This window comes from Lysinibacillus composti (assembly GCF_016908465.1).
GTDB classification, from domain to species: domain Bacteria; phylum Bacillota; class Bacilli; order Bacillales_A; family Planococcaceae; genus Ureibacillus; species Ureibacillus composti_A.
Genome location: NZ_JAFBDY010000001.1, coordinates 537,710 through 558,017 on the forward strand (window position 1 = coordinate 537,710; position 20,308 = coordinate 558,017).

General features: G+C 33.8%; 17 protein-coding genes, 2 pseudogenes and 1 other annotated feature. Of the genes and pseudogenes, 13 read left to right on the plus strand and 6 right to left on the minus strand.

The window, feature by feature from the left end; translation table 11 throughout:
* Positions 1 to 78 precede the first annotated feature (78 nt).
* The gene (locus JOD29_RS02640; protein ID WP_124761673.1) at positions 79 to 423 is read left to right on the plus strand and encodes a four-helix bundle copper-binding protein; all 345 of its coding nucleotides are present in this window, start codon (positions 79 to 81) and stop codon (positions 421 to 423) included.
* 90 nt (positions 424 to 513) lie between these two features.
* Here the strand turns inward: JOD29_RS02640 and JOD29_RS20780 are convergent.
* Both JOD29_RS20780 and JOD29_RS20700 read right to left on the minus strand, forming a co-directional pair.
* Positions 514 to 759: pseudogene (locus JOD29_RS20780) on the minus strand (YdhK family protein); the annotation flags it as partial.
* A gap of 12 nt (positions 760 to 771) precedes the next feature.
* Positions 772 to 1,194, minus strand: a pseudogene (locus JOD29_RS20700) (hypothetical protein); the annotation flags it as partial.
* A gap of 1,232 nt (positions 1,195 to 2,426) precedes the next feature.
* On the opposite strand from JOD29_RS20700, the gene JOD29_RS02655 reads away from it, so the two are divergent.
* The 6 genes from JOD29_RS02655 (at position 2,427) to JOD29_RS02680 (ending at position 8,961) form a co-directional block, all read left to right on the plus strand.
* A complete protein-coding gene (locus JOD29_RS02655; RefSeq protein ID WP_239585545.1) occupies positions 2,427 to 4,274 on the plus strand; it encodes a copper-translocating P-type ATPase in 1,848 nt (615 codons plus the stop codon).
* 243 nt (positions 4,275 to 4,517) lie between these two features.
* Positions 4,518 to 4,832: a hypothetical protein gene (locus tag JOD29_RS02660; protein ID WP_239585517.1), complete on the plus strand. Its 315-nt coding sequence runs from the start codon at positions 4,518 to 4,520 to the stop codon at positions 4,830 to 4,832.
* A gap of 269 nt (positions 4,833 to 5,101) precedes the next feature.
* The gene (locus tag JOD29_RS02665; protein WP_124761665.1) at positions 5,102 to 5,443 is read left to right on the plus strand and encodes a metal-sensitive transcriptional regulator; all 342 of its coding nucleotides are present in this window, start codon (positions 5,102 to 5,104) and stop codon (positions 5,441 to 5,443) included.
* 15 nt (positions 5,444 to 5,458) lie between these two features.
* Positions 5,459 to 5,665, plus strand: a complete 207-nt coding sequence (gene copZ, locus JOD29_RS02670) for a copper chaperone CopZ (RefSeq protein ID WP_124761663.1) — start codon at positions 5,459 to 5,461, stop codon at positions 5,663 to 5,665.
* An 84-nt stretch (positions 5,666 to 5,749) separates the two neighbouring features.
* Positions 5,750 to 8,167, plus strand: coding sequence for a heavy metal translocating P-type ATPase (locus JOD29_RS02675; protein ID WP_124761661.1), 2,418 nt, complete (start codon positions 5,750 to 5,752; stop codon positions 8,165 to 8,167).
* Between the two features lie 167 nt (positions 8,168 to 8,334).
* Complete coding sequence (locus JOD29_RS02680) at positions 8,335 to 8,961, plus strand: YdhK family protein (RefSeq protein WP_124761659.1); 627 nt, start codon at positions 8,335 to 8,337, stop codon at positions 8,959 to 8,961.
* 121 nt (positions 8,962 to 9,082) lie between these two features.
* On the opposite strand, the gene spoIIP is transcribed toward JOD29_RS02680, so the two are convergent.
* Positions 9,083 to 9,994 (minus strand): stage II sporulation protein P, encoded by a 912-nt coding sequence (gene spoIIP / locus JOD29_RS02685; protein ID WP_124761657.1) that lies wholly within the window; start codon positions 9,992 to 9,994, stop codon positions 9,083 to 9,085.
* Between the two features lie 231 nt (positions 9,995 to 10,225).
* Between spoIIP and JOD29_RS02690 the strand changes: the two genes are divergently transcribed.
* Positions 10,226 to 11,770 carry a multicopper oxidase family protein gene (locus JOD29_RS02690; RefSeq protein WP_124761655.1) on the plus strand — a complete coding sequence of 515 codons (1,545 nt, stop codon included), beginning with the start codon at positions 10,226 to 10,228 and terminating at the stop codon, positions 11,768 to 11,770.
* A 398-nt stretch (positions 11,771 to 12,168) separates the two neighbouring features.
* Here the strand turns inward: JOD29_RS02690 and JOD29_RS02695 are convergent, their stop codons facing one another.
* Complete coding sequence (locus tag JOD29_RS02695; protein WP_124761653.1) at positions 12,169 to 12,522, minus strand: helix-turn-helix domain-containing protein; 354 nt, start codon at positions 12,520 to 12,522, stop codon at positions 12,169 to 12,171.
* A 137-nt stretch (positions 12,523 to 12,659) separates the two neighbouring features.
* On the opposite strand from JOD29_RS02695, the gene JOD29_RS02700 reads away from it, so the two are divergent.
* From JOD29_RS02700 to rnz, 4 genes are all read left to right on the plus strand, one after another.
* Positions 12,660 to 13,655 carry a DGQHR domain-containing protein gene (locus tag JOD29_RS02700; RefSeq protein ID WP_124761651.1) on the plus strand — a complete coding sequence of 332 codons (996 nt, stop codon included), beginning with the start codon at positions 12,660 to 12,662 and terminating at the stop codon, positions 13,653 to 13,655.
* Positions 13,656 to 13,982: 327 nt separating this feature from the next.
* Positions 13,983 to 14,201 carry a hypothetical protein gene (locus JOD29_RS02705; RefSeq protein ID WP_124761649.1) on the plus strand — a complete coding sequence of 73 codons (219 nt, stop codon included), beginning with the start codon at positions 13,983 to 13,985 and terminating at the stop codon, positions 14,199 to 14,201.
* Between the two features lie 253 nt (positions 14,202 to 14,454).
* Positions 14,455 to 15,669: a DNA polymerase IV gene (locus JOD29_RS02710; RefSeq protein ID WP_124761647.1), complete on the plus strand. Its 1,215-nt coding sequence runs from the start codon at positions 14,455 to 14,457 to the stop codon at positions 15,667 to 15,669.
* Between the two features lie 83 nt (positions 15,670 to 15,752).
* Complete coding sequence (rnz, locus tag JOD29_RS02715; RefSeq protein WP_124761645.1) at positions 15,753 to 16,688, plus strand: ribonuclease Z; 936 nt, start codon at positions 15,753 to 15,755, stop codon at positions 16,686 to 16,688.
* Positions 16,689 to 16,871: 183 nt separating this feature from the next.
* Here rnz and namA read toward each other — a convergent pair whose 3' ends face one another.
* Together namA and proC are read right to left on the minus strand one after the other, a co-directional pair.
* Entirely contained in the window at positions 16,872 to 17,891 is a 1,020-nt protein-coding gene (gene namA, locus JOD29_RS02720) for an NADPH dehydrogenase NamA (RefSeq protein WP_124761643.1), read from the minus strand.
* 144 nt (positions 17,892 to 18,035) lie between these two features.
* A complete protein-coding gene (gene proC, locus JOD29_RS02725; protein ID WP_124761641.1) occupies positions 18,036 to 18,842 on the minus strand; it encodes a pyrroline-5-carboxylate reductase in 807 nt (268 codons plus the stop codon).
* 92 nt (positions 18,843 to 18,934) lie between these two features.
* Positions 18,935 to 19,146, minus strand: a binding site (T-box leader).
* 150 nt (positions 19,147 to 19,296) lie between these two features.
* On the opposite strand from proC, the gene JOD29_RS02730 reads away from it, so the two are divergent.
* Positions 19,297 to 20,235, plus strand: a complete 939-nt coding sequence (locus JOD29_RS02730; RefSeq protein ID WP_124761639.1) for an MBL fold metallo-hydrolase — start codon at positions 19,297 to 19,299, stop codon at positions 20,233 to 20,235.
* Positions 20,236 to 20,308: the final 73 nt, after the last annotated feature.

The following is a 20,308-nucleotide window of genomic DNA, read 5'->3' on the forward strand; positions in this document are numbered from 1 at the left end:
AATATAGACGTGATGTTTGTACTCGAAAAAACCTGTTAATAATAAGTGTGATTTCAAATAGAAAGGAGTTTTTTATTAATGGGTGTTTTATCATCTTCTCCAACTAATATGGACCATTGCATTGAACTGTGTATTAAATGTGCAAGAGCTTGTGAGGAATGTACTACTGCTTGCTTACAAGAGCCAGATGTTCAGGCGAGAATACACTGTATTCAAATGTTGAATGATTGTGCAGAGATTTGTTTACAAGCGGTGGCGTTAATGTCTCGTAATAGTGCTATGACAAAGCAATTTTGCAACCTATGTGCAGATATTTGTGAATCATGTGCTTCGCATTGTGAAAAGTTTCAAGATCCACATTGCCAAGAATGTGCAAAAATTTGCCGTGAATGTGCAGAAATGTGTAGACAAATGGCTCAATGATTGATTAAGGCCCTTCTTTTTGAGGAGGGTTTTTATCAATTATTAAGCCTTCTGCGCAATCAGTAGAATATTACTGAATTATTCTGGTGATAATTCACTTTCTACTAACCACTTATGATTTTTAACTTTTTCTCCTGCAGTAGAAATATAATCTACCATATACACAGTTGTATCATAAGCACCTACAATTGTAGCTTCAGCACCCTTCATATTAGGCATATGGTCAGCAAGTATAATAGCCTTACTTCCTACCGGAAAAGCGGGATTTTCAGCTACTTTTAAACCTTTGGGAACTTCTCTTGGACTCTAATGATTCATATTCATATTGTCCATCATCAATATATTTTGCAACCAAGTCGCATGTCGTTGTTCATCATGCGAGGCATGTATGAAGTGCATTTGAACATGATGAGTTGTTGCTCTTGACGAAATATCCTGATAAAAAGAAGAAGCTTCTAATTCATTTTGAATTGCTTTTTGGACACCTTCTTTAAAATCTCTTGGTAATTCCCCAGGAGGAATTTGTAGTTGTTGTCCACCCATCATACTTAAAATCATTGTAAACCAATGATAATGCCTCATTTCATCGTGATGTATTCTTAAAATAATCTGTCTGAACTGTTCATTAGTAGTTAATTGAATTAATCTTTGATAAAAATTATAAGCATGAACTTCTAAAATAATTGCTTTTGAAACGTCTTCTATTAGATGTGCGTCACTAGTTAAATTCATCCCCATTCCCATAGGACTGGTACCAAAACCATTTTGCATATTAGAAGTCAAAAAAATCTCCTCCAATCCAATATCTAAGCTAGTATATGGTTAAATAATCAATATGTTTTGTACTTTAGCCTACACTTTTTACAAGCATTCCTACATAAAAGGGGCTCTTAAAGGGAATTTTTGATCCTAACTCTTTGTGGTGAATGCCAAGAGAGGTTGTATTCTTAGTGAAGAAATGTAAAAGTAGCAGTTTCTACTTCGGGTGAAAATAACCAAATGCAGTTTAAATCATTGGAGGGAGTATAATCTTTTCATTGGTCTAATGCATATTAAGATGAAGAAATCTTCAATTAAAGGAAGTAATTCTACAGGAAGAATTGTGCTTTCCCATTATGTTTAGGGCCATAATGGATAAGGTTAAAATTCATTTTGAGTAACTTGGTATATATAACCACTTTGCATATTATAAAAGGTATTTTAAAGGCTTGTTTGTTAAGGGGGAATGAAAGTATTGAAAAAGTAATAGGCATTTTTTATATAGATAGAGTTTTATTTAAAAGAATGGTTAATCCCATTCTTTTTTTAATGGTTTAATAATCAATAAAAAATACTATTTAGTACTATTTGATAATTTTTGCATATATTTGTAATACACTTATTTGAGAATCTGAAATTAGTGATAATTTGTGGAGAGTAGAACAATTCAGAGGAAGAAAAAAGGACTCGCAGAACTATCAAATCAATCAACACAATAGATTAGTTCAATTATCGACCAAATTCAATTGTTCCTTATGCTTCTGTGCAAATAATTTACAGTCTTGTAAAATACTCTACTAAACTTTTAACAATAAATTTTCAGAATGAGAGTTTAAATATACCCATAATAGGTATATTGTGGTTGTGTGTAGGAAGGGAAAAGGAATTTTTCGCTTTTTTAATTATTTCAATCAGTTTAAAGGAGAGTGATAGCATTGGAAAAAAAAGATAAAGAAGTTGGAAAACAAAAACATAAACATCACAACAACAGTCCTAATGAAGATAAACATCACATCCATAGTGACCATACTGGGCATGACCACCACATCCACAGTGACCATACTGGGCATGACCACCACATCCACAGTGGCCATACGGGGGATGAACATCATAACCACGTTGGACATGAACATGGAGGTGGGCACGACAAACATCATGGCCACTCAATAGTAGAATTTAGAGAACGTTTTTGGATTTCTTTAGCTCTAACAATACCTATTTCATACCTATCGATGATGATTCAAATGCTTTTTGGATATGAAGTCAACTTTCCAGGTGATACATTCTTATTATTCTTACTTTCTACTATAGTCTTTTTCTATGGAGGAAAGCCGTTTTTACTCGGTGCATGGAGTGAAATAAAAGAGAAAGCACCTGGTATGATGTTGCTGATTTCACTAGCGATTGTCACAGCTTATGTATATAGCACTTTAACAGCATTCTTTATTGAGGGTAGTGACTTTTATTTCGAATTAGCTACATTGATTGTTATTATGCTTCTTGGACATTGGATTGAAATGAAATCAATCATGGGTGCATCCAAGGCATTAGAAGAGTTAATAAAGTTAATGCCAAAAGAAGCTCATAAACTAGATGCAACTGGAAATATTGTAGATGTTTCTGTAGAGGATTTAAAACCAGGTGATCAAATCCTTGTAAAACCCGGAGAAAAAATTCCACTTGATGGAAAAATATTTGAAGGCCATTCAACAGTTGATGAATCAATGTTAACTGGGGAATCAGTCCCTGTAGAAAAAACTATGGGAATGGAAGCAATTGGTGGGGCCATTAATGGTGAAGGTATTCTAAAAATAAACGTTAGTAAAACAGGCAGTGACACATATCTTGCTCAAGTTATCCAATTAGTAAGTGATGCAGAAAAAACGAAATCAAAGGCGCAAGGATTTGCTGACACGGCAGCAAAATGGTTATTCTATGTTGCCATAGTTGCAGGGGTTATCACACTAGCATATTGGTGGACAACAGGTGATTTCGATACTGCTTTAGAGCGAATGGTTACCGTATTAATTATTGCCTGTCCTCATGCGTTAGGTTTAGCTACACCTCTAGTAACATCTAGATCAACATCTATCGCTGCAAAAAATGGATTACTACTTCGTAATCGTACTTCGTTTGAAAGTGCTTTTAGAATCAACCGTATTGTATTTGATAAAACTGGTACATTAACAGAAGGTAATTTTGGGGTTACAGATATACATCCAACTGAAGGTATCAGTGAAGAGGAATTATTAAAATTAGCTTACTCTGTAGAAACGCAATCTGAACATCCGATAGCAAAAGGTATTGTTAAAGAAGGTAAGATGCGAGATTTAGAGCTATATGAGGTTTCGAATTATCAAAACCTAACGGGAAAAGGACTTGTTGCAAAAATAAATGGTTCTGAAATTGCCATTGTTAGTCCAGGTGTGTTAAGAGAAAATAGTATTCCCTTTGACGTCGAAACTTACGAAAAACTTGCACAGCAAGGGAAAACAGTGATTTTCGTATTAAAAGAGAATGCACTTCAGGGAATGATTGCATTAGCAGATATAATTCGTGAATCATCTTATAAAGTAATAAAAGAATTGAATAAACTTGGTATTGAAACGGTCATGATGACTGGTGATAATAGTCGAGTAGCCAATTATGTAGGTGAAAAACTTGGCATGACAAAAGTGATTGCGGAGGTATTGCCACATGAGAAATCGAATAATGTGAAAGCATTAAAAGAAGGTGGCAAAAAAGTTGCAATGGTAGGTGATGGAGTTAACGATGCACCGGCTTTAGCAGAAGCAGATTTAGGTATTGCTATTGGAGCGGGAACAGACGTTGCAATTGAAACGGCGGATGTTGTCCTAGTAAATAGTAATCCAGTAGATATTTTAAGTACCTTAAAACTTTCAAAGGCAAGTCAAATTAAAATGATTCAAAACTTAGTTTGGGCTGCGGGTTATAATATTATTGCAATTCCATTAGCAGCAGGCGTACTAATGGGTGCAGGAATTGTTATTACTCCAGCAATTGGAGCTGTAATCATGTCACTTAGTACGATTATCTGTGCCGTAAATGCACAACTATTAAAGATTGATTAGTTCATAAATAAATTAGAAAAATTCGCCTGTAGCTCCTTTCAGGCGAATTTATTAGTTTATTTTTATTAAATTCAATATACTAAATTATATTTGATTGGTAACAATTTATTGGGTACAAAAGTTCAATAGTATCTCTCGCTGCATAAAATATAATAAAAGGGCTATTAGTTAATTAATCAATAATGATTTGAGGTGAGAACAATGTGTATAAATAATAATTTTATTGAACATCATTCATATCAAATGAGTGAGGAAATAAGGAAAAATTCGTTGTACGAAGTGGTTAGAGTGGAAGTATCAAACGGTAATAGTTTAAAAGAAAATGAACAATGGGATAGCAAAGAGCTGGTAAGTAAAATAATTCTGGAAGATAAAAATAAGAACTATTATGTTATAAATCCTGATCAATTTGGATTAAGGTTTGCCAAAGGTGAAATCAGTTATAAAGAATACAAGCAATTACAAAAAAAAGAGGATTTCAAATTGATTAGTTTCTCCGTTCTTGGAATTGGATTTTTGACGGGTATGATGTATGTAATGCTAAAGTTTCTAGTCTAATTTTTGAAATGGCCTATATATACAATTTTGTGATATATGAACTGCCCCATAATGTCAGATGCAAATAACAATTATAGGGCCATACAATAGATCTTAAACGATTTTCTTATAATTGAACAATGCATAGTTAATTGCATAGTTATGCTGAGAAAATCACAACCTATATACTAGTTTTATGAAGAGGCATAAATTATTTATGTTTCTTTTTTCATCCTCTTTACATAGGGTACTGGGGTATGCTATATTGAAGCTGAGGAGGGGAATAAAACATGGAACCCGAATTAAAAAATGAATCCTTATTAGACGAAAGTATTTGCTCTAATTCGAATACAAGAAAAAGCCATCATTCAGAAAAAGCAAAGAAAAATCTTGTGTCTCGGCTTAACCGGATAGAAGGGCAAGTTCGAGGTATAAAGGGTTTAATTGAAAAAGATACTTATTGTGATGATGTGATCACACAAATATCTGCTACTCAGGCTGCGTTAAATAGTGTAGCAAAACTCCTTCTTGAAGCACATATGAAAGAATGTGTTGTTGATCGTATTCAAGAAGGGGATTTAGAAGTTTTAGATGAAGTGCTTGTCACAATTCAAAAATTAATGAAAAAATAAAGGGAGAGAATAAATATGGGAAATGCAACATTAAACGTAAAAGGTATGTCATGTGGTCATTGTGTAAAATCGATTGAAGGTAGCGTTGGATCTTTAGATGGTGTTGAACAAGTAAAAGTTGATTTAGGCTCTGGTAAGGTAAACGTTGAATTCAATGATGAAAAGGTAACTCTTGAAAAAATTAAAGAGACAATTGACGATCAAGGATACGATGTTGAGTAAAAAGATGTAGGGTGCTTACAAAGCACTCTATATATTTCAAAAATATATACCCCTAATCGGTATATTTCATGAGGTGAAAGCAACATGAGTAATGAATTAAAAGAAACAAGTTTACAGATTACAGGTATGACTTGTGCAGCTTGTGCAACAAGAATTGAAAAAGGGCTAAGTAAAATGGAAGGTGTAGAACAAGCAAACGTCAACTTAGCACTTGAAAAGTCTGTTATTAAATATGATCCACAAAAAGTAAAAGAAGAAGATTTTGAAAAGAAAATTCAACATCTTGGTTATGGTATAGCAAAAGAGAAAAAAGAATTAACCATTACGGGAATGACTTGTGCTGCTTGTGCAACAAGAATCGAAAAAGGTCTAAGCAAAATGGAAGGCGTATCGATTGCAAACGTCAACTTAGCTCTTGAAAATGCTACTATTGAATTTAATCCTTCTCAAGTTTCTGTGACAGAAATTATTCAAAGAGTAGAGAAGTTAGGCTACGGTGCACATCTAAAAGAAAATGAAAAGGATGCAGTAGATTATAGAGAAAGAGCAATCCAAAAACAAAAACAAAAGTTCATTATCTCAGCAATTTTGTCATTACCACTTTTATATACTATGGTCGGGCATTTTTCTTTCACATCCTTCATTTATATGCCAGATATCTTAATGAACCCATGGATACAAATGGCTTTAGCTACGCCAGTTCAATTCATCATAGGTAAGCAGTTTTATGTCAGTGCTTTTAAAGCACTAAGAAATAAAAGCGCAAATATGGATGTTTTAGTTGTATTAGGGACATCCGCAGCTTATTTCTATAGTGTTTATCAGGCTATTATAACGATGGGGGAACACCATTACGCGCAACTATACTTCGAAACGAGTTCAGTCTTAATTACCTTAATAATTTTAGGAAAACTTTTTGAAGCAAAGGCAAAAGGAAGATCTTCTGAAGCTATTAAGAAGCTAATGGGACTTCAAGCAAAAACAGCATTAGTTATTCGTGATGGAGTTGAAACAGAAATCTCACTTGATGAAGTAGTAGTTGGAGATACACTTTTGGTTAAACCCGGAGAAAAAATTCCTGTTGACGGTGAAGTAATAGAAGGTGAAACTGCAGTTGATGAATCAATGTTAACAGGAGAAAGTATTCCAGTAGATAAAACGCAAGGTGATACTTTATTCGGATCAACAATAAACAAAAATGGATTTATTAAAATGCAAGCAACGAAAATCGGTCGAGACACTGCATTATCACAAATTATAAAAGTAGTTGAAGATGCCCAAGGTTCTAAAGCACCAATCCAAAGATTAGCAGATAAAATTTCGGGTATCTTTGTTCCAATTGTTATTGGTATTGCGCTCGTTACTTTCGTTATATGGATTGCATTTGTGTCACCTGGTGAATTTGCACCTGCACTTGAAGCGTTGATTGCTGTTCTTGTAATTGCATGTCCTTGTGCACTAGGTCTTGCAACACCTACTTCCATTATGGCGGGTTCTGGTCGTGCAGCAGAATTAGGTATTTTGTTTAAAGGTGGAGAACATCTTGAACAAACTCATCACATTAATACAGTAGTTGTTGATAAAACAGGTACTGTCACTAAAGGAAAACCAGAATTAACTGATGTGATTATAGCAGATGGAATTAATGAAGTAGAATTCCTGTCTATGATCGGATCAAGTGAAAAACAATCAGAACATCCACTTGCTGAAGCAATTGTACAGGGTATTGAAGCGAGAAATATCAAACTGGTAAATGTTGAAAAGTTTGAAGCTATACCCGGATACGGTGTAAAGGCAATTATTGAAGATAAAGAAATTCTGATCGGTACCCGAAAACTTATGATTGAAAATAACATCAATATTTCGTTTGTATTAAGTACAATGGAAGAGTTAGAGGTAAAAGGTAAAACAGCTATGTTAGCTAGTATTGACGGCCATTATGCCGGGCTTGTAGCCGTAGCGGATACAATTAAAGATACTTCGAAAAAAGCAATTAATCGCCTACAAGATATGGGTATCGAAGTGATTATGATGACAGGGGATAACGAGCGAACTGCTAAAGCAATTGGTGCTGAAGTAGGTGTTAACCATGTTATTGCAGAAGTATTGCCAGAAGGAAAAGCGGAAGAAGTTAAGAAACTACAAGCTTCTGGAAAAAAGGTTGCAATGGTAGGTGATGGAATTAATGATGCCCCAGCGCTTGCAGTTGCAGACACCGGTATGGCAATCGGTACAGGAACAGACGTTGCAATGGAAGCAGCAGATATTACCTTAATTCGTGGAGATTTAAACAGCATTGCAGATGCTATCATTATGAGTCACAAAACTATGAGAAATATTAAACAAAACCTATTTTGGGCGTTTGCGTATAATACTCTCGGTATTCCAATAGCTGCAGCAGGTTTCCTTGCTCCTTGGGTAGCGGGAGCTGCAATGGCATTTAGTTCCGTATCTGTAGTATTAAATGCATTAAGATTACAAAGAGTAAAGATAGAAAAATAATTTTAAGTTATGACCTACTTCGGTAGGTCACTTTTTAATTATGTATATTTAGAAGTCATTTAATTGAGACTAAAAATTGTTTACCACTCCATAATTTTTGCATAATTAAAGTTTATAATTTGAATTGGTAAAAAACTGAATCATAAACAGATCTAGGAGGAATATGAATGTCGAATAAAATGATGCTTGGAATTATTTCGTTTGCTGCAGCTTTAACACTTGCAGCATGTGGAGGAGAAAATACTAACGAAACAACGCAAAATGAAACTACTCAAGAAGAGACAAATGAAATAACTGATCATAACATGGATAATACGGGGACTAATGATAATGAAGCAAAAGAAGGTATGGACCACTCAAACATGAACCACTCTGGATCAGGTGAAGTGCCAGAAGGTTTACAAGTAGCAGAAAATCCAACATTCCCAGTAGGCAGTAATGCAATCATTCAATCAGATCATATGCCTGGTATGAAAGGAGCAGAAGCTACGATTGTTGGTGCTTATGATACAACAGTTTATACTGTCTCTTATACACCAACTACAGGTGGGGCTCCAGTGACAAACCATAAATGGGTTATCCATGAAGAATTGGCAGACGCAGGCGAAGCACCACTAGAACCAGGAACAGAAGTAACTATAAATGCTGACCATATGGAAGGTATGCAAGGTGCAACTGCAACAATTGACTCTGCTGAAGAAACTACTGTTTATATGGTCAACTTTACTTCAACAACTGGAGAAAAAGTAACAAATCATAAATGGGTAACAGAAGGCGAATTGTCAGCTAAATAAAATATTCTATTTGGGAAGACCTTAAAATGGACATCTAAGACTGTCAATCAACTCTAAGAAATTCGGTTTGTTAGACAGTCTTTTTTTATTTGTTAAATTACCCTTATTAAATAAGTTTCAACTATTGAGTAGAGGAATTTTTTAAAACCATTGCAATGGCTTTTGCAAGAACAGATATCGTACGATTAATCTCCTCTTGTGTATTCTCTATACCTCCAAGTTCTATTAACACCATGTTATTGGCTAAATCTTGATTATAGATACCATCGACATGTTCTCCTTTTTTACCAATTACACCACGTGATATTCCGGGTACCAACTCATTCAACTGATCTGAGATCTGTTGGGCGTAAGATTGATTTTTTGAATAATCTCGGTGGTCTTCTCCTACAACAAAGTAGAGTTTTCCATACGATTGATTTTTATAATTAAGAGTTGATATTTCTCTTTTTGCAGAATCTCTGTGCAAATCAACGACTAGATCATAATTATTTTTTTGAAGTTCAGTTGATAAGAAAGGGCGAACAACATTATAAGCTTCTGAAAAAGTACGATTTGTTTTTTTTAATTCATCCATTGTATCAACACCAAGAAACTTTGTATTTAAGGAATTAAGGTTAAAATGTTTTTTTATTATCTCTTCAAATTCAGTAATATTGGAGCTTGAGTGATACACAGCAGATTCTCCGTTTTCACTTTTTACCATTGGGATAAAAGCTTCGTGAGAATGTGTAAAAAGCATCAAAACTTCCTTAGCTTCTGCTTGTTCTATGCTATTGGTAGATTCATCTTTGGTTGTAGGAGCGTACACGAGTTTTTGTGATGTTAGTTTCTTATCAACGACTAATTCATTAGAATCAGGTTGTACAATAGGAGGTTGAGCGTTGGCCGTAGAAGCGTTAATCGGCTTTTTAGGTGCTGGCTGCTCTTCAAGTACTTTATTTTGATACTCAGTAGAAAGAGAACTTACGATGATTGGTGATAGAAATAACATAGAAATAAACCCTAAAAAGAATATTAATTTTTTTGGCATAGTTTATCCACCTCGAAACACTATATGTCGGAGGTTTAGCCATTATTTAATGATTAGTAAAAATTAGACTATATAATCAGTTTTCATTTTTAGTTCTACTCTATTATGTTTCTCTTAATATTGTTTGGATTTATGTATTGTAGGATTAAGTAATATAATTTTTAAACTCCATATTTTCTCCATAATTTTTTGTTACATTTTTTATGTGATAAATAAAAGGAGGATGGAATAATGAAATCTAAAATATGGATTACTTCGTTATTGATTGGCACTGTGATCATTGGAGGATGTAGTGCAAGTAATTCTGAATCCAATAAAAATGAAACCATGGACCATTCTAATATGACTGAAGAAGAAATGGCGAATATGGATCATTCTAACATGTCAGAAGAAGAAATGATGGGTATGGAAGGTATGGATATGGAAAATGGTCATGCAAGTCATACAAATCCGGTAGCTTTAAATAATTCCACAGGAGAAAATGAAATTGCACTTCCACCATTACTTGAACCAGATAAAGAAAATGGAATTGTTTATGATATTACAGCACAAAAAGGGAAAACAGAAATTTATAAAGGAGTTCAAACTGAAACCTATGGATATAATGGTTCATTCTTAGGACCAGTTATTCGAATAAATAAAGGTGATACTGTAAAATTCCGTACAAACAATAATCTAACAGAAGCAACTACTTTCCACTGGCATGGTCTAGATGTTCCAGGAGTAGGAGATGGTGGGCCACATCAATTGTTACAACCTGGAGAAACTAAAGAAGTGGAATTTACGGTAAATCAACAAGCTTCTACTTTATGGTTCCATCCACATCCTGAAGGAGCAACTGCAGAACAAGTGTATAAAGGCTTGGCAGGATTAATCTATGTGGAAGATAATAACTCTAAAAACCTAGGCTTGCCTGATGATTATGGTACAAATGATTTCCCTTTAGTATTCCAAGACAGACAATTTAATGAAGATAAACAATTTGATTACAAAGCGGTTCGTAATCAAGATGGAACAATTGGTGATACAATGTTAGTAAACGGAACTCTTGACCCTAAGCTGACAGTAGGAAAAGAGAAAGTACGCTTACGATTATTGAACGGATCGAATGCTCGTAACTATACATTTAAATTAAACACAGGTGATTCATTCAAACAAATTGCAACAGATGGTGGATTCCTAAATAAACCAACTGAGATATCAGAAATTACATTAACACCCGGTGAACGAGCAGAAATCATTGTTGATTTTTCTAATCTTGATGCTTCAAGCGATATAGCCCTAATTAATGAAGATGATACTATCTTATTGCCATTTAAAATTGATGAACAAAAAACAAATTCAATAAAAATTCAAGAAACTTTAAATAATTATGTAGTAACAGAAGAGGAAAAAAACTTACCTGTTACGAAAGAACTTGAATTATTTGGTATGGGTAAAATGGTATATATCAATGATAAACAATTTGATATGAATCGAATTGATTTCACACAAAAACAAGGGGAAACAGAAATTTGGGAAATTTATAATAAACCAGATATGATGGGTGGTATGACACATCCTTTCCATATTCATGGCACACAATTTAAAATTGTTTCAATTGATGGAAAAGAACCACCTGTAAGTCTACAAGGATGGAAAGATACTGTTGCAATAGAATCAGGGCAAACAATAAAACTAGCAGTAAAATTCAATAACAAAGGGATCTATATGTTCCATTGTCACGTTCTTGAACATGAAGAAAATGGTATGATGGGACAAGTGGAAGTATTATAACAATATGAATAGTAAATAATCAATGCATCTTCGAGTTACTCTTGGAGATGCGTTTTTATTTAAATAAAAATAAAATAATTTTGAATATACTAAAGCATGCTTTATTGCTTAAATTATAAATAAATCGTCATAACACGGGATATTCCTACACTAGAGTATACTATCAAAAATGGTATTTAATATTTCCCAGTTAGTGCTGAATATCAAGAAACACTTCCAGGTGTTTTTATAAAAGGCTGGGAATACAACGGAAATATTCTAGGACCCACTATTTAAATTTATACAGGGGATTATATCAGTATGAAGAGTAATTAATCACTTCCTTATAGTGCTACAAGTAATCACCATTGAAATAAAATGAAATAGCTTGTGATTTTAAAAAATCAACAAGCTATTTTTTATTTTGCTTTGAAGGTTGTAAATATCTCAGTTGCAACATTAAGTATTAAGCGTATTTCGGACTCACTTTTGTTCTCCATTAAATTAAGTAGTAACATAATTAAATCTTTTTTTACTAGGTGTTTCTGGTCTAAGTTAAGGTTTTCAAAATTAAAAATCGTAGCTGGTACTTCTTCAAGTCCAACTATAATTTTTTCTAATGTTTGCAAGGTAACATTTCTGTCTCCTCTTTCAACGGCTGCTAAATAGGATGTTTGAAGACCACATTTTTCTGCAAGTTCATCTTGTGTCATTTTTTTTGATTTTCTAATCTCTTTGATATTGATACCAACTAATTTCACTAAACTATCCACAAAATCACCTCACTTTAAGACTATGTGAGGTTTCAAAAGCATTACAGATACATATATGATAACTTTCGTTGATTTTTGTACTTATAAGTACTATAATTTCGTAGTATCAAATTTTTAATAAGGAGAATTTATATACTATGAGTAATAACTTACCTTCAAATATAGCAATAGAAAATGTAATACAATCCAAAATGAGAGGGCGTGTTTCTTATCAAGGGTTTGTATCATCACAGGTAGCTGTTAACTTTTCATATTCAAAACTATATAATGATCCTTCTGGTAAAGGATATCAGCGACCTATTGATAAAAAGCGCTGCAAAGACTTTGCAAATTATCTTTCACATGGGGAAGATGCGCTTTATACTCCTATTTTGCTCAATGCTGCTGGGAATTGGGAATTTCATGCATATGATAATCACCGTCCGAATTACGGAAGATTAATTTGTAAGAAAAAAGCGACGTTAATGGATGGGCAACACAGGTTAGGGGGCATAAAAGAATATATAATTGAAACGGATACTACATTAAATGTTCCATTTTTAGCATTTCATTATTTGGATGAAGATGAAGAAATAAAATTATTTGATGTAATCAATACGAAAGCAAAAGGGATAGGTACTTCTTTGAGTCGTTATCTAAATAGGGAGAATGATGAAATAAGTTGGGTTGCCACAAATCTAATTCTTAAGACAGAGAGTCCGTTTTTTAGTAAAGGTACTTTAATTGGAAAGAGAACTAAAGAGAAAAATATAACGCTACAAAACTTATATAATATTGTTAAATATTTAACAAAGAAATCAGAGTTAGCGGAGCTACCAAAAGAAAAGAAGCTTAACTTAGCACTATTTTATTTCAATTTAATTAAAGAGTTATTTCCAGAAGAATGGGAAGATAGCAAATTATATAAATTAACTCATATTACTTGTTTGTACGCATTAGCTATTGCTGGAAATAAAATAATTAATGATAATTATCTAATTAAATCTCAACAACCAGATTCAGCTAAGATTGCTAGTCTTTTAGTAAATTTAAAAGATATTGATTGGTCTGCAAATGGCGATTTAAAATACTTAAAAGGTTTACCTGGAGCTAATATGTTAGCAGGGGATATTTTGAATTGTATTAAGGGATAATGTTTGTAATATAATGTTATGTCTACTTATAAAATTTTGAACACATTTTCAAATAGAAGGTTAAATAGAATGGGTAATATTAACAAATCAATAATTGAAATATAGAAGTAAACTGTAATCATTTGACCAGGACAAAAGTTCTGGTCTTTTATTTATATAAAAGTAGCGGATGTAAAGTGATAGCAATAATAGTAGTTTTGGTATGTAATCATCAGATTGTAGTTGTTAAGAAAGGAATAATCAAATGGAAACTAAATTAATTAGTTTAAAAAATGAAACTACTAAAGCTTTTATTGCGGATGAAAGATTTGGGCTAATGTGAGGTATATGATTTTTCATAGTGAATATTTAGAAATTAGAAATAAACGAGGACGTTCAACAAATTATCTTCATGATTGGTTTTTTAGTAATGTAGAAGAACAAGTTGTTTGTGAAAAAGCAAAACTGTCTATTTACAAAGAAATAGGTTGCTTTTATCGATTTACAAAAGACGATGAAGTATTCCTAAATTATTTGTATAACGAAGCAAAAAAAGAAAACTTATAAACTACTATTATTAGTTAACTTGAATTGATGTAGAAAGTGTACCTGATTCTAGATTTTTTACTTTAAAAGAGAAAAGTGTCTACTTTTTTAGTTAAGATATTCGTTCGTTTTTACAAATAATACCATATTAATTATTTTACAGATTTTTTCTTTTGGTTTTTTGTGTCTAAATTGTCTATTATGTTTATAATTTAGATGAACATTAGAGTCCCAACGGAATAATAGGAATAAACAAATATCTCACTAATCATAAATGCATGATATGAATAGTTTTTACGCATCAGTTGAACAGTCCTATAATCCTGAACTAAAAGGAAAAGCGATTGCCATTGCAGGTAATCCGAAAGAACGCCGTGGAATTATAGTGACGAGTTCATACGAAGCACGAGCTAAAGGTATTTATACGACCATGAATGTTGGTGAAGCAAGACGAAAATGCCCAGATTTGATTATTTTACCTCCCGATTTCCCAAAGTATCGAACTACATCTAAAGCGATGTTTGCCATATTGCGTAGTTATACAGAACTTGTCGAACCAGTCTCGATTGATGAAGGTTATGTAGATATTACACAGCTGTCAAATGAACGGCATCCTGTTGAAATTGCACAAGAAATCCAACAACGAATAAAAAATGAACTTGATTTACCTTGTTCAATAGGAATTGCACCGAATAAATTTTTAGCAAAAACTGCTTCTGATATGAAAAAACCAATGGGGATTACGATTTTGAGAAAGCGTGATATTCCAATAAAGATTTGGCCCCTTCCTGTAATCGAAATGCATGGGGTAGGGGAAAGTACTGCTAAGAAGCTTGCGTCACTTAATATTAATTTAATCGGTGATTTAGCAAAAGCTGATGAGCATGTATTACGCAACTCTCTAGGGAAGAATGGAGTTCGATTGAGGGCTAGAGCAAATGGTGAAGATTCAAGAGAAGTAAATCCCGATGCAATTTACGATACAAAAAGTGTTGGAAACTCAACAACTCTACCATATGATGCAACGGATCTTGAAGAGATTGAAATGACATTTGGAAAATTAGCTATTAAAGTGGCTGAACGATTAGAAGCAAAAAAATTAAGTGGCTCAACTATAAGTATTCAGATCCGAGATGCAGATTGGCAAAATCATAGCCGCAGCAAAACCTTTCAAAATCCGATTTATCATAAAGAGGTGATTTATGATGAAGCACTTAAGTTGTTTCATAAATCTTGGAATGGAAACCCTATAAGGCTATTAGGAATTACTGTATCAAATGTGATTGATCGTAAACAAACAGTAGAGCAGCTCTCGATATTTAATTTTGAAGAACATGCGAAACAGGAGCCTATATATGAATTAATTGATGAAATTGAAAGGAAATTTGGTAAGGGAGCAATTAAAAAAGGAATTGATCTCGGAACTAAACCTACATATGCATCCAAAACAAGTTTTAGTAAAGACTTCTTTGATGATTTAAAAGAATAACTACAATGTAGTTGAGTGAATACTTTACAAAAGTTGCAAATAATAGTAGAATTCGACAAATATTAAGTGAACGGGGGCACAATATGGAGCTTCAATTTTTAGGAACAGGCGCTGGAATGCCTTCAAAAGAACGAAATACAAGTTCATTGGCATTAAAGTTATTAGAAGAAAGGGGTACAATTTGGCTTTTTGACTGTGGAGAAGCGACACAACATCAGATTTTACATACAACCATTCGCCCTAGAAAAATAGAAAAAATATTTATTACCCACCTACATGGTGATCATATTTTTGGACTACCGGGCCTTCTTAGCTCGCGTTCGTTTTTAGGAGGACAAGATCTTCTCACTATTTACGGCCCAAAAGGATTGCAAGAGTGGATTCTTGCTTCACTAGATGTAACAAAAACTCATTTAACGTATCCAATCCAATTTATTGAAGTTCAGGAGGGAGTATTGTTTGAAGATGAACAATTCGTAGTCCATGCACTTGAACTAGAGCATGTGATCCCTTGTTTCGGCTTTCGAATTGAACAAAAGCCATTACCAGGAGAATTATTAGTTGAAAAAGCAATTGAGCTTGGAGTTCCTAAAGGGCCTCTTTTGGGGAAATTGAAAAATGGGGAAAGCGTCACACTTGACGATGGAACAATCGTTAATAGTCACGATGTCACAGCGCCACCGAAAAAGGGCTTCACGGTTACGATATTAGGTGATACAAAATATTGTAATAATGCAAAAGAGTTAAGTACGGATGCGGATATTGTTGTGCATGAAGCAACGTTTGATGAATTAACAGAAAACCTTGCAGGTAGCTATGGTCATTCAACAAATATTGATGCTGCAAAAATTGCTTTAGAGAGTGGGGCAAAGCATCTAATTTTAAATCATATTAGTGCACGTTTTCTTCCGCACGATATAAATAGGCTACTTAATGATGCTAGAGAGATTTTCCCTAGCGTATTCATTGCAAAGGACTTTTCAAATTTCGATTGGAAAAATGGAGATTTATTTGATTAATTAAAACATAAACATTAAAAAGCGTGAACAAAATTCATTTGTTCACGCTTTGTTTTGGTGGAAAATGTAGAAAAAAGTAATAATAAATAAGTAGAATTACACTTTTCGACAACAACAAATATCAAAAACCTACATTTCCTAGGAAATAATATCATTTATTTAGAAAAATAATGTTATTTTGGCTTATTGATGCCATCCGCGTCTATATGAATCATTTGGAGCTTCAAGGTGCACTCCTAATTGTTGAGCTGCTCGGTAAGGGAAATAAGGATCACGCAATAATTCACGCCCTAATAAAATTAAATCAGCTTTCTCTTGTTGTAAAATATCTTCCGCTTCTTTCCCTGTTGTAATAATCCCGATCGCACCTGTTTTAATTTCAGCACCATTTCGAATGGTTTCAGAAAATGGAACTTGATAAAGCGGGAATGATTCAACATGTGCTGGAACAACACCACCAGAACTTACGTCGATTAGGTCCACATCTTGCGACTTCATCCATCTTGCAAATTGAATATAGTCTTCTGCTGTTAGCCCATTTTCCACATATTCATTTGCTGAGACACGAACTGATATAGGACCATTCCACACTGAACGCACTGCATCAAGTACTTCGCGAAGAACCCGGTAACGATTTTCAGCAGCTCCACCATAATCATCTTCTCTTTTATTTGTTAATGGAGATAAAAATTGATTAATTAAATACCCATGTGCGCCATGAATTTCTATAAATTCAAAACCAGCTTTTTTTGCACGTACAGTTGCTTTTGCGAATGAATCCACCACATACGCGATATCGTCTTTTGACATTTCGATTGGTGTCTTATATTGATCATTAAATGCAATTGCAGATGGGGCATAAATATCATCTCTTACTGTAGCTTTCCTTCCCGCATGTGCTAATTGGATACCAGCTTTTGCACCATACGCGTTCACGTTTGTTACGATACGGGATAATCCTGCTATATGATTATCGCTCCATATTCCTAAATCATTTTCAGTTATTCTTCCTTCTGGAACAACTCCTGTTGCTTCAACAATAATTAACCCTACTTGGCCAACTGCACGTGAAGTATAATGGGTTAAATGAAAGTCAGTCGCAAAACCATCGTTTTTTGCTTGATACATACACATAGGAGACATGACAATTCTGTTTTTTAATTCTAGATTTTTTATAGTAAAAGGTTTAAATAACAAAGCCATTTAAAAAACCCCCTTCAATATTTTTCTCGTCTATTGGTATCATAACTTAAATGCTGACTTTTTCAATTAATGTGTTTTACCAATATTAAGATGAAATAAAAAGGGTGCATAATTGCACCCGATTTATGTTGATTTATTATGAATTTATACACCTTTAGCCAGTTCTCGAGATCTCGCTTCAGCGCTCTTAATACAAGCGAAAATGGCTTCTTTAAAGTGGTTGCTCTCTAAGGCACGAATACCAGCTTCTGTTGTTCCGCCAGGGCTTGTAACCTTTTGTCGTAAAATGGTTGGTTCTTCTTTTACAGATTGAAGCATCGCTGCAGACCCTGCAATGGTTTGAATCATTAAAGTTCGAACATCTTCTTTTGATAATCCAAACTCTGTCCCAACACTTTCCCATGCTTCTAATAAGTAGTACAAATATGCAGGTCCACTACCTGATAGGGCAGTAACTGCATGAAGTTTATCTTCCTCTACCTCTATAACAATTCCAATTGCTTCTAGCATTTGAAGGAAAGTTTGCTTTTGGATGACTGTCGCATCTTGGTTAAAGGCAACGCCGCTTGCTGACATGCCGATTGTTGCTGATGTGTTTGGCATAACCCTTGCGATTGGTCGATTTCCTAATTCGTTTTCAATTGTATTAATGGAAATTCCTGCCATAACGGATAGTATCGATGCATTTGGAGAAATATATGGTCTGATAGATTGCATGGCTGTTTTTGCATCTTTAGGTTTAACTGCCAAAATAATTAAATCTGCATCATAAATTTCATTCTTATCCTGTAAAATTTGAGTTCCATAACACGAACTTAAATATTCCAATCTCTCGAAATGAAAACGATTCGTTACATAAATCTGTTTAGAAGGTACAACTTCCTGTTCTACCCAGCCTTGGATTAAAGCTTCTGCAATTGACCCAGCACCAATAAAAATAACCTTTTGCATCCATATCCCTCCACTAATTATTATGTATTTTTTAAGAAAATATTGCTCGAGCGTTCTTTTCTAAAATAAAAAAATGCGTTTTCGTCCTTAAATTTAAGGACGAAAACGCATATAGTTTCCGCGGTACCACCTTAGTTTGCTAAATATAGCACAACTTGTTCCTTATTAACGCAAAGGATACGGTCATGTTGTCATGACTGCTCAGAAGTAGGTTCAATGAAATGAGTGGGTTATGCTACTTTCACCAAATGTAGCACTCTCTTAAACCATCAAAACATTTACTTGGCTTCATCATCGCTTTAACAAAAATTTTTTGAATTATCAAGATTATATGCATTTCTATAATTTCTGTCAACTATGTTTAGTGACGAACTGGAAAAAAAGAAGTAAAATGAAATGAACTACTATTCAATTATAATATTAGAATTGCGGTGTTAATCAAGGGGGATATTCTATGAATGTACATAAAATTGTAATACCAACACCATATGCAATCGGGGATGTAAATGCTTTTTTAGTAAAAGGGGACGCACTTACATTATTTGACGTAGGTCCAAAAACTACTGAAGCTTATGAGGCATTGAAATGGGGTATCCATTCTGCAGGTTATGAAATGAGTGATATTGAGCAAGTTGTTCTAACTCATCATCATCCCGATCATGCTGGATGGGTGGATGCTTTCCCGGATGCAGCGGTTTTGGGACATGAATATGTTGACCATTGGATGCGGAAAACAAATGAATTTATTGTATATCGGAATGAATTTTATCGATCAAATTTACGATTACAGGCAGTACCTGAGGAGTATATTGAACAAATTGTTAAAGTGCGTGGGGAAATGGAGCTATTTGGTACAACCCCTTTAACTCAATTTATCAATGATGGTGATGAAATTCCTGGACATCCGGGTTTAATTGCTTACTACACTCCAGGACACGCCCAAAGTCACTTAATCTTTGTTGAGGAAAATTCAAGGGTTGCAATTGGTGGTGACTTATTATTAGATAAAGTCGCTTCTAATCCTTTAGTAGAACCACCTGTAGATTTATCAAACGTCCGACCAAAATCTCTTTTGCAATATCATAATTCATTAATACTACTTCAGAATTTACAGTTAAGAAAAATCTTTGCAGGTCATGGAAACGACATCGAAAATATAAATGATTTAATTTCTCTACGATTAGAAAAAGATGAGCTTCGTGCCAAACAAGTGCTAAATATTCTATCAACACCTAAAACAGTATTCGAGGTTACAAAAGAATTATATCCTTCTATATATAAGAAGCAGCTCGGTCTTACACTTTCCAAAACAATTGGTCATCTGGATTATTTAGAGAAAGAAGAAAAGGTGAAGAAGCATTTAGAAGGAGAAATTTACGTGTATTATTGCTAGTAAAAATAGAATCCCCACAGCTAAAGATAATCTACTTTAGTTGTGGGGATTTTTTATTTGTATAGGAAAAGGA

What these genes read in the sequence shown, in the direction of transcription:
- JOD29_RS02660 (WP_239585517.1), top strand. Translation starts at nt 4,518, where the DNA reads ATGAGTGAGGAAATAAGGAAAAATTCGTTGTACGAAGTGGTTAGAGTG.
- proC (WP_124761641.1), bottom strand. Translation starts at nt 18,842, where the DNA reads ATGCAAAAGGTTATTTTTATTGGTGCTGGGTCAATTGCAGAAGCTTTA.
- JOD29_RS02665 (WP_124761665.1), top strand. Translation starts at nt 5,102, where the DNA reads ATGGAACCCGAATTAAAAAATGAATCCTTATTAGACGAAAGTATTTGC.
- JOD29_RS02675 (WP_124761661.1), top strand. Translation starts at nt 5,750, where the DNA reads ATGAGTAATGAATTAAAAGAAACAAGTTTACAGATTACAGGTATGACT.
- JOD29_RS02730 (WP_124761639.1), top strand. Translation starts at nt 19,297, where the DNA reads ATGAATGTACATAAAATTGTAATACCAACACCATATGCAATCGGGGAT.
- JOD29_RS02655 (WP_239585545.1), top strand. Translation starts at nt 2,427, where the DNA reads ATGCTTTTTGGATATGAAGTCAACTTTCCAGGTGATACATTCTTATTA.
- JOD29_RS02705 (WP_124761649.1), top strand. Translation starts at nt 13,983, where the DNA reads ATGATTTTTCATAGTGAATATTTAGAAATTAGAAATAAACGAGGACGT.
- rnz (WP_124761645.1), top strand. Translation starts at nt 15,753, where the DNA reads ATGGAGCTTCAATTTTTAGGAACAGGCGCTGGAATGCCTTCAAAAGAA.
- JOD29_RS02710 (WP_124761647.1), top strand. Translation starts at nt 14,455, where the DNA reads ATGCATGATATGAATAGTTTTTACGCATCAGTTGAACAGTCCTATAAT.
- JOD29_RS02690 (WP_124761655.1), top strand. Translation starts at nt 10,226, where the DNA reads ATGAAATCTAAAATATGGATTACTTCGTTATTGATTGGCACTGTGATC.
- JOD29_RS02700 (WP_124761651.1), top strand. Translation starts at nt 12,660, where the DNA reads ATGAGTAATAACTTACCTTCAAATATAGCAATAGAAAATGTAATACAA.
- spoIIP (WP_124761657.1), bottom strand. Translation starts at nt 9,994, where the DNA reads ATGCCAAAAAAATTAATATTCTTTTTAGGGTTTATTTCTATGTTATTT.
- copZ (WP_124761663.1), top strand. Translation starts at nt 5,459, where the DNA reads ATGGGAAATGCAACATTAAACGTAAAAGGTATGTCATGTGGTCATTGT.
- namA (WP_124761643.1), bottom strand. Translation starts at nt 17,891, where the DNA reads ATGGCTTTGTTATTTAAACCTTTTACTATAAAAAATCTAGAATTAAAA.
- JOD29_RS02640 (WP_124761673.1), top strand. Translation starts at nt 79, where the DNA reads ATGGGTGTTTTATCATCTTCTCCAACTAATATGGACCATTGCATTGAA.
- JOD29_RS02680 (WP_124761659.1), top strand. Translation starts at nt 8,335, where the DNA reads ATGTCGAATAAAATGATGCTTGGAATTATTTCGTTTGCTGCAGCTTTA.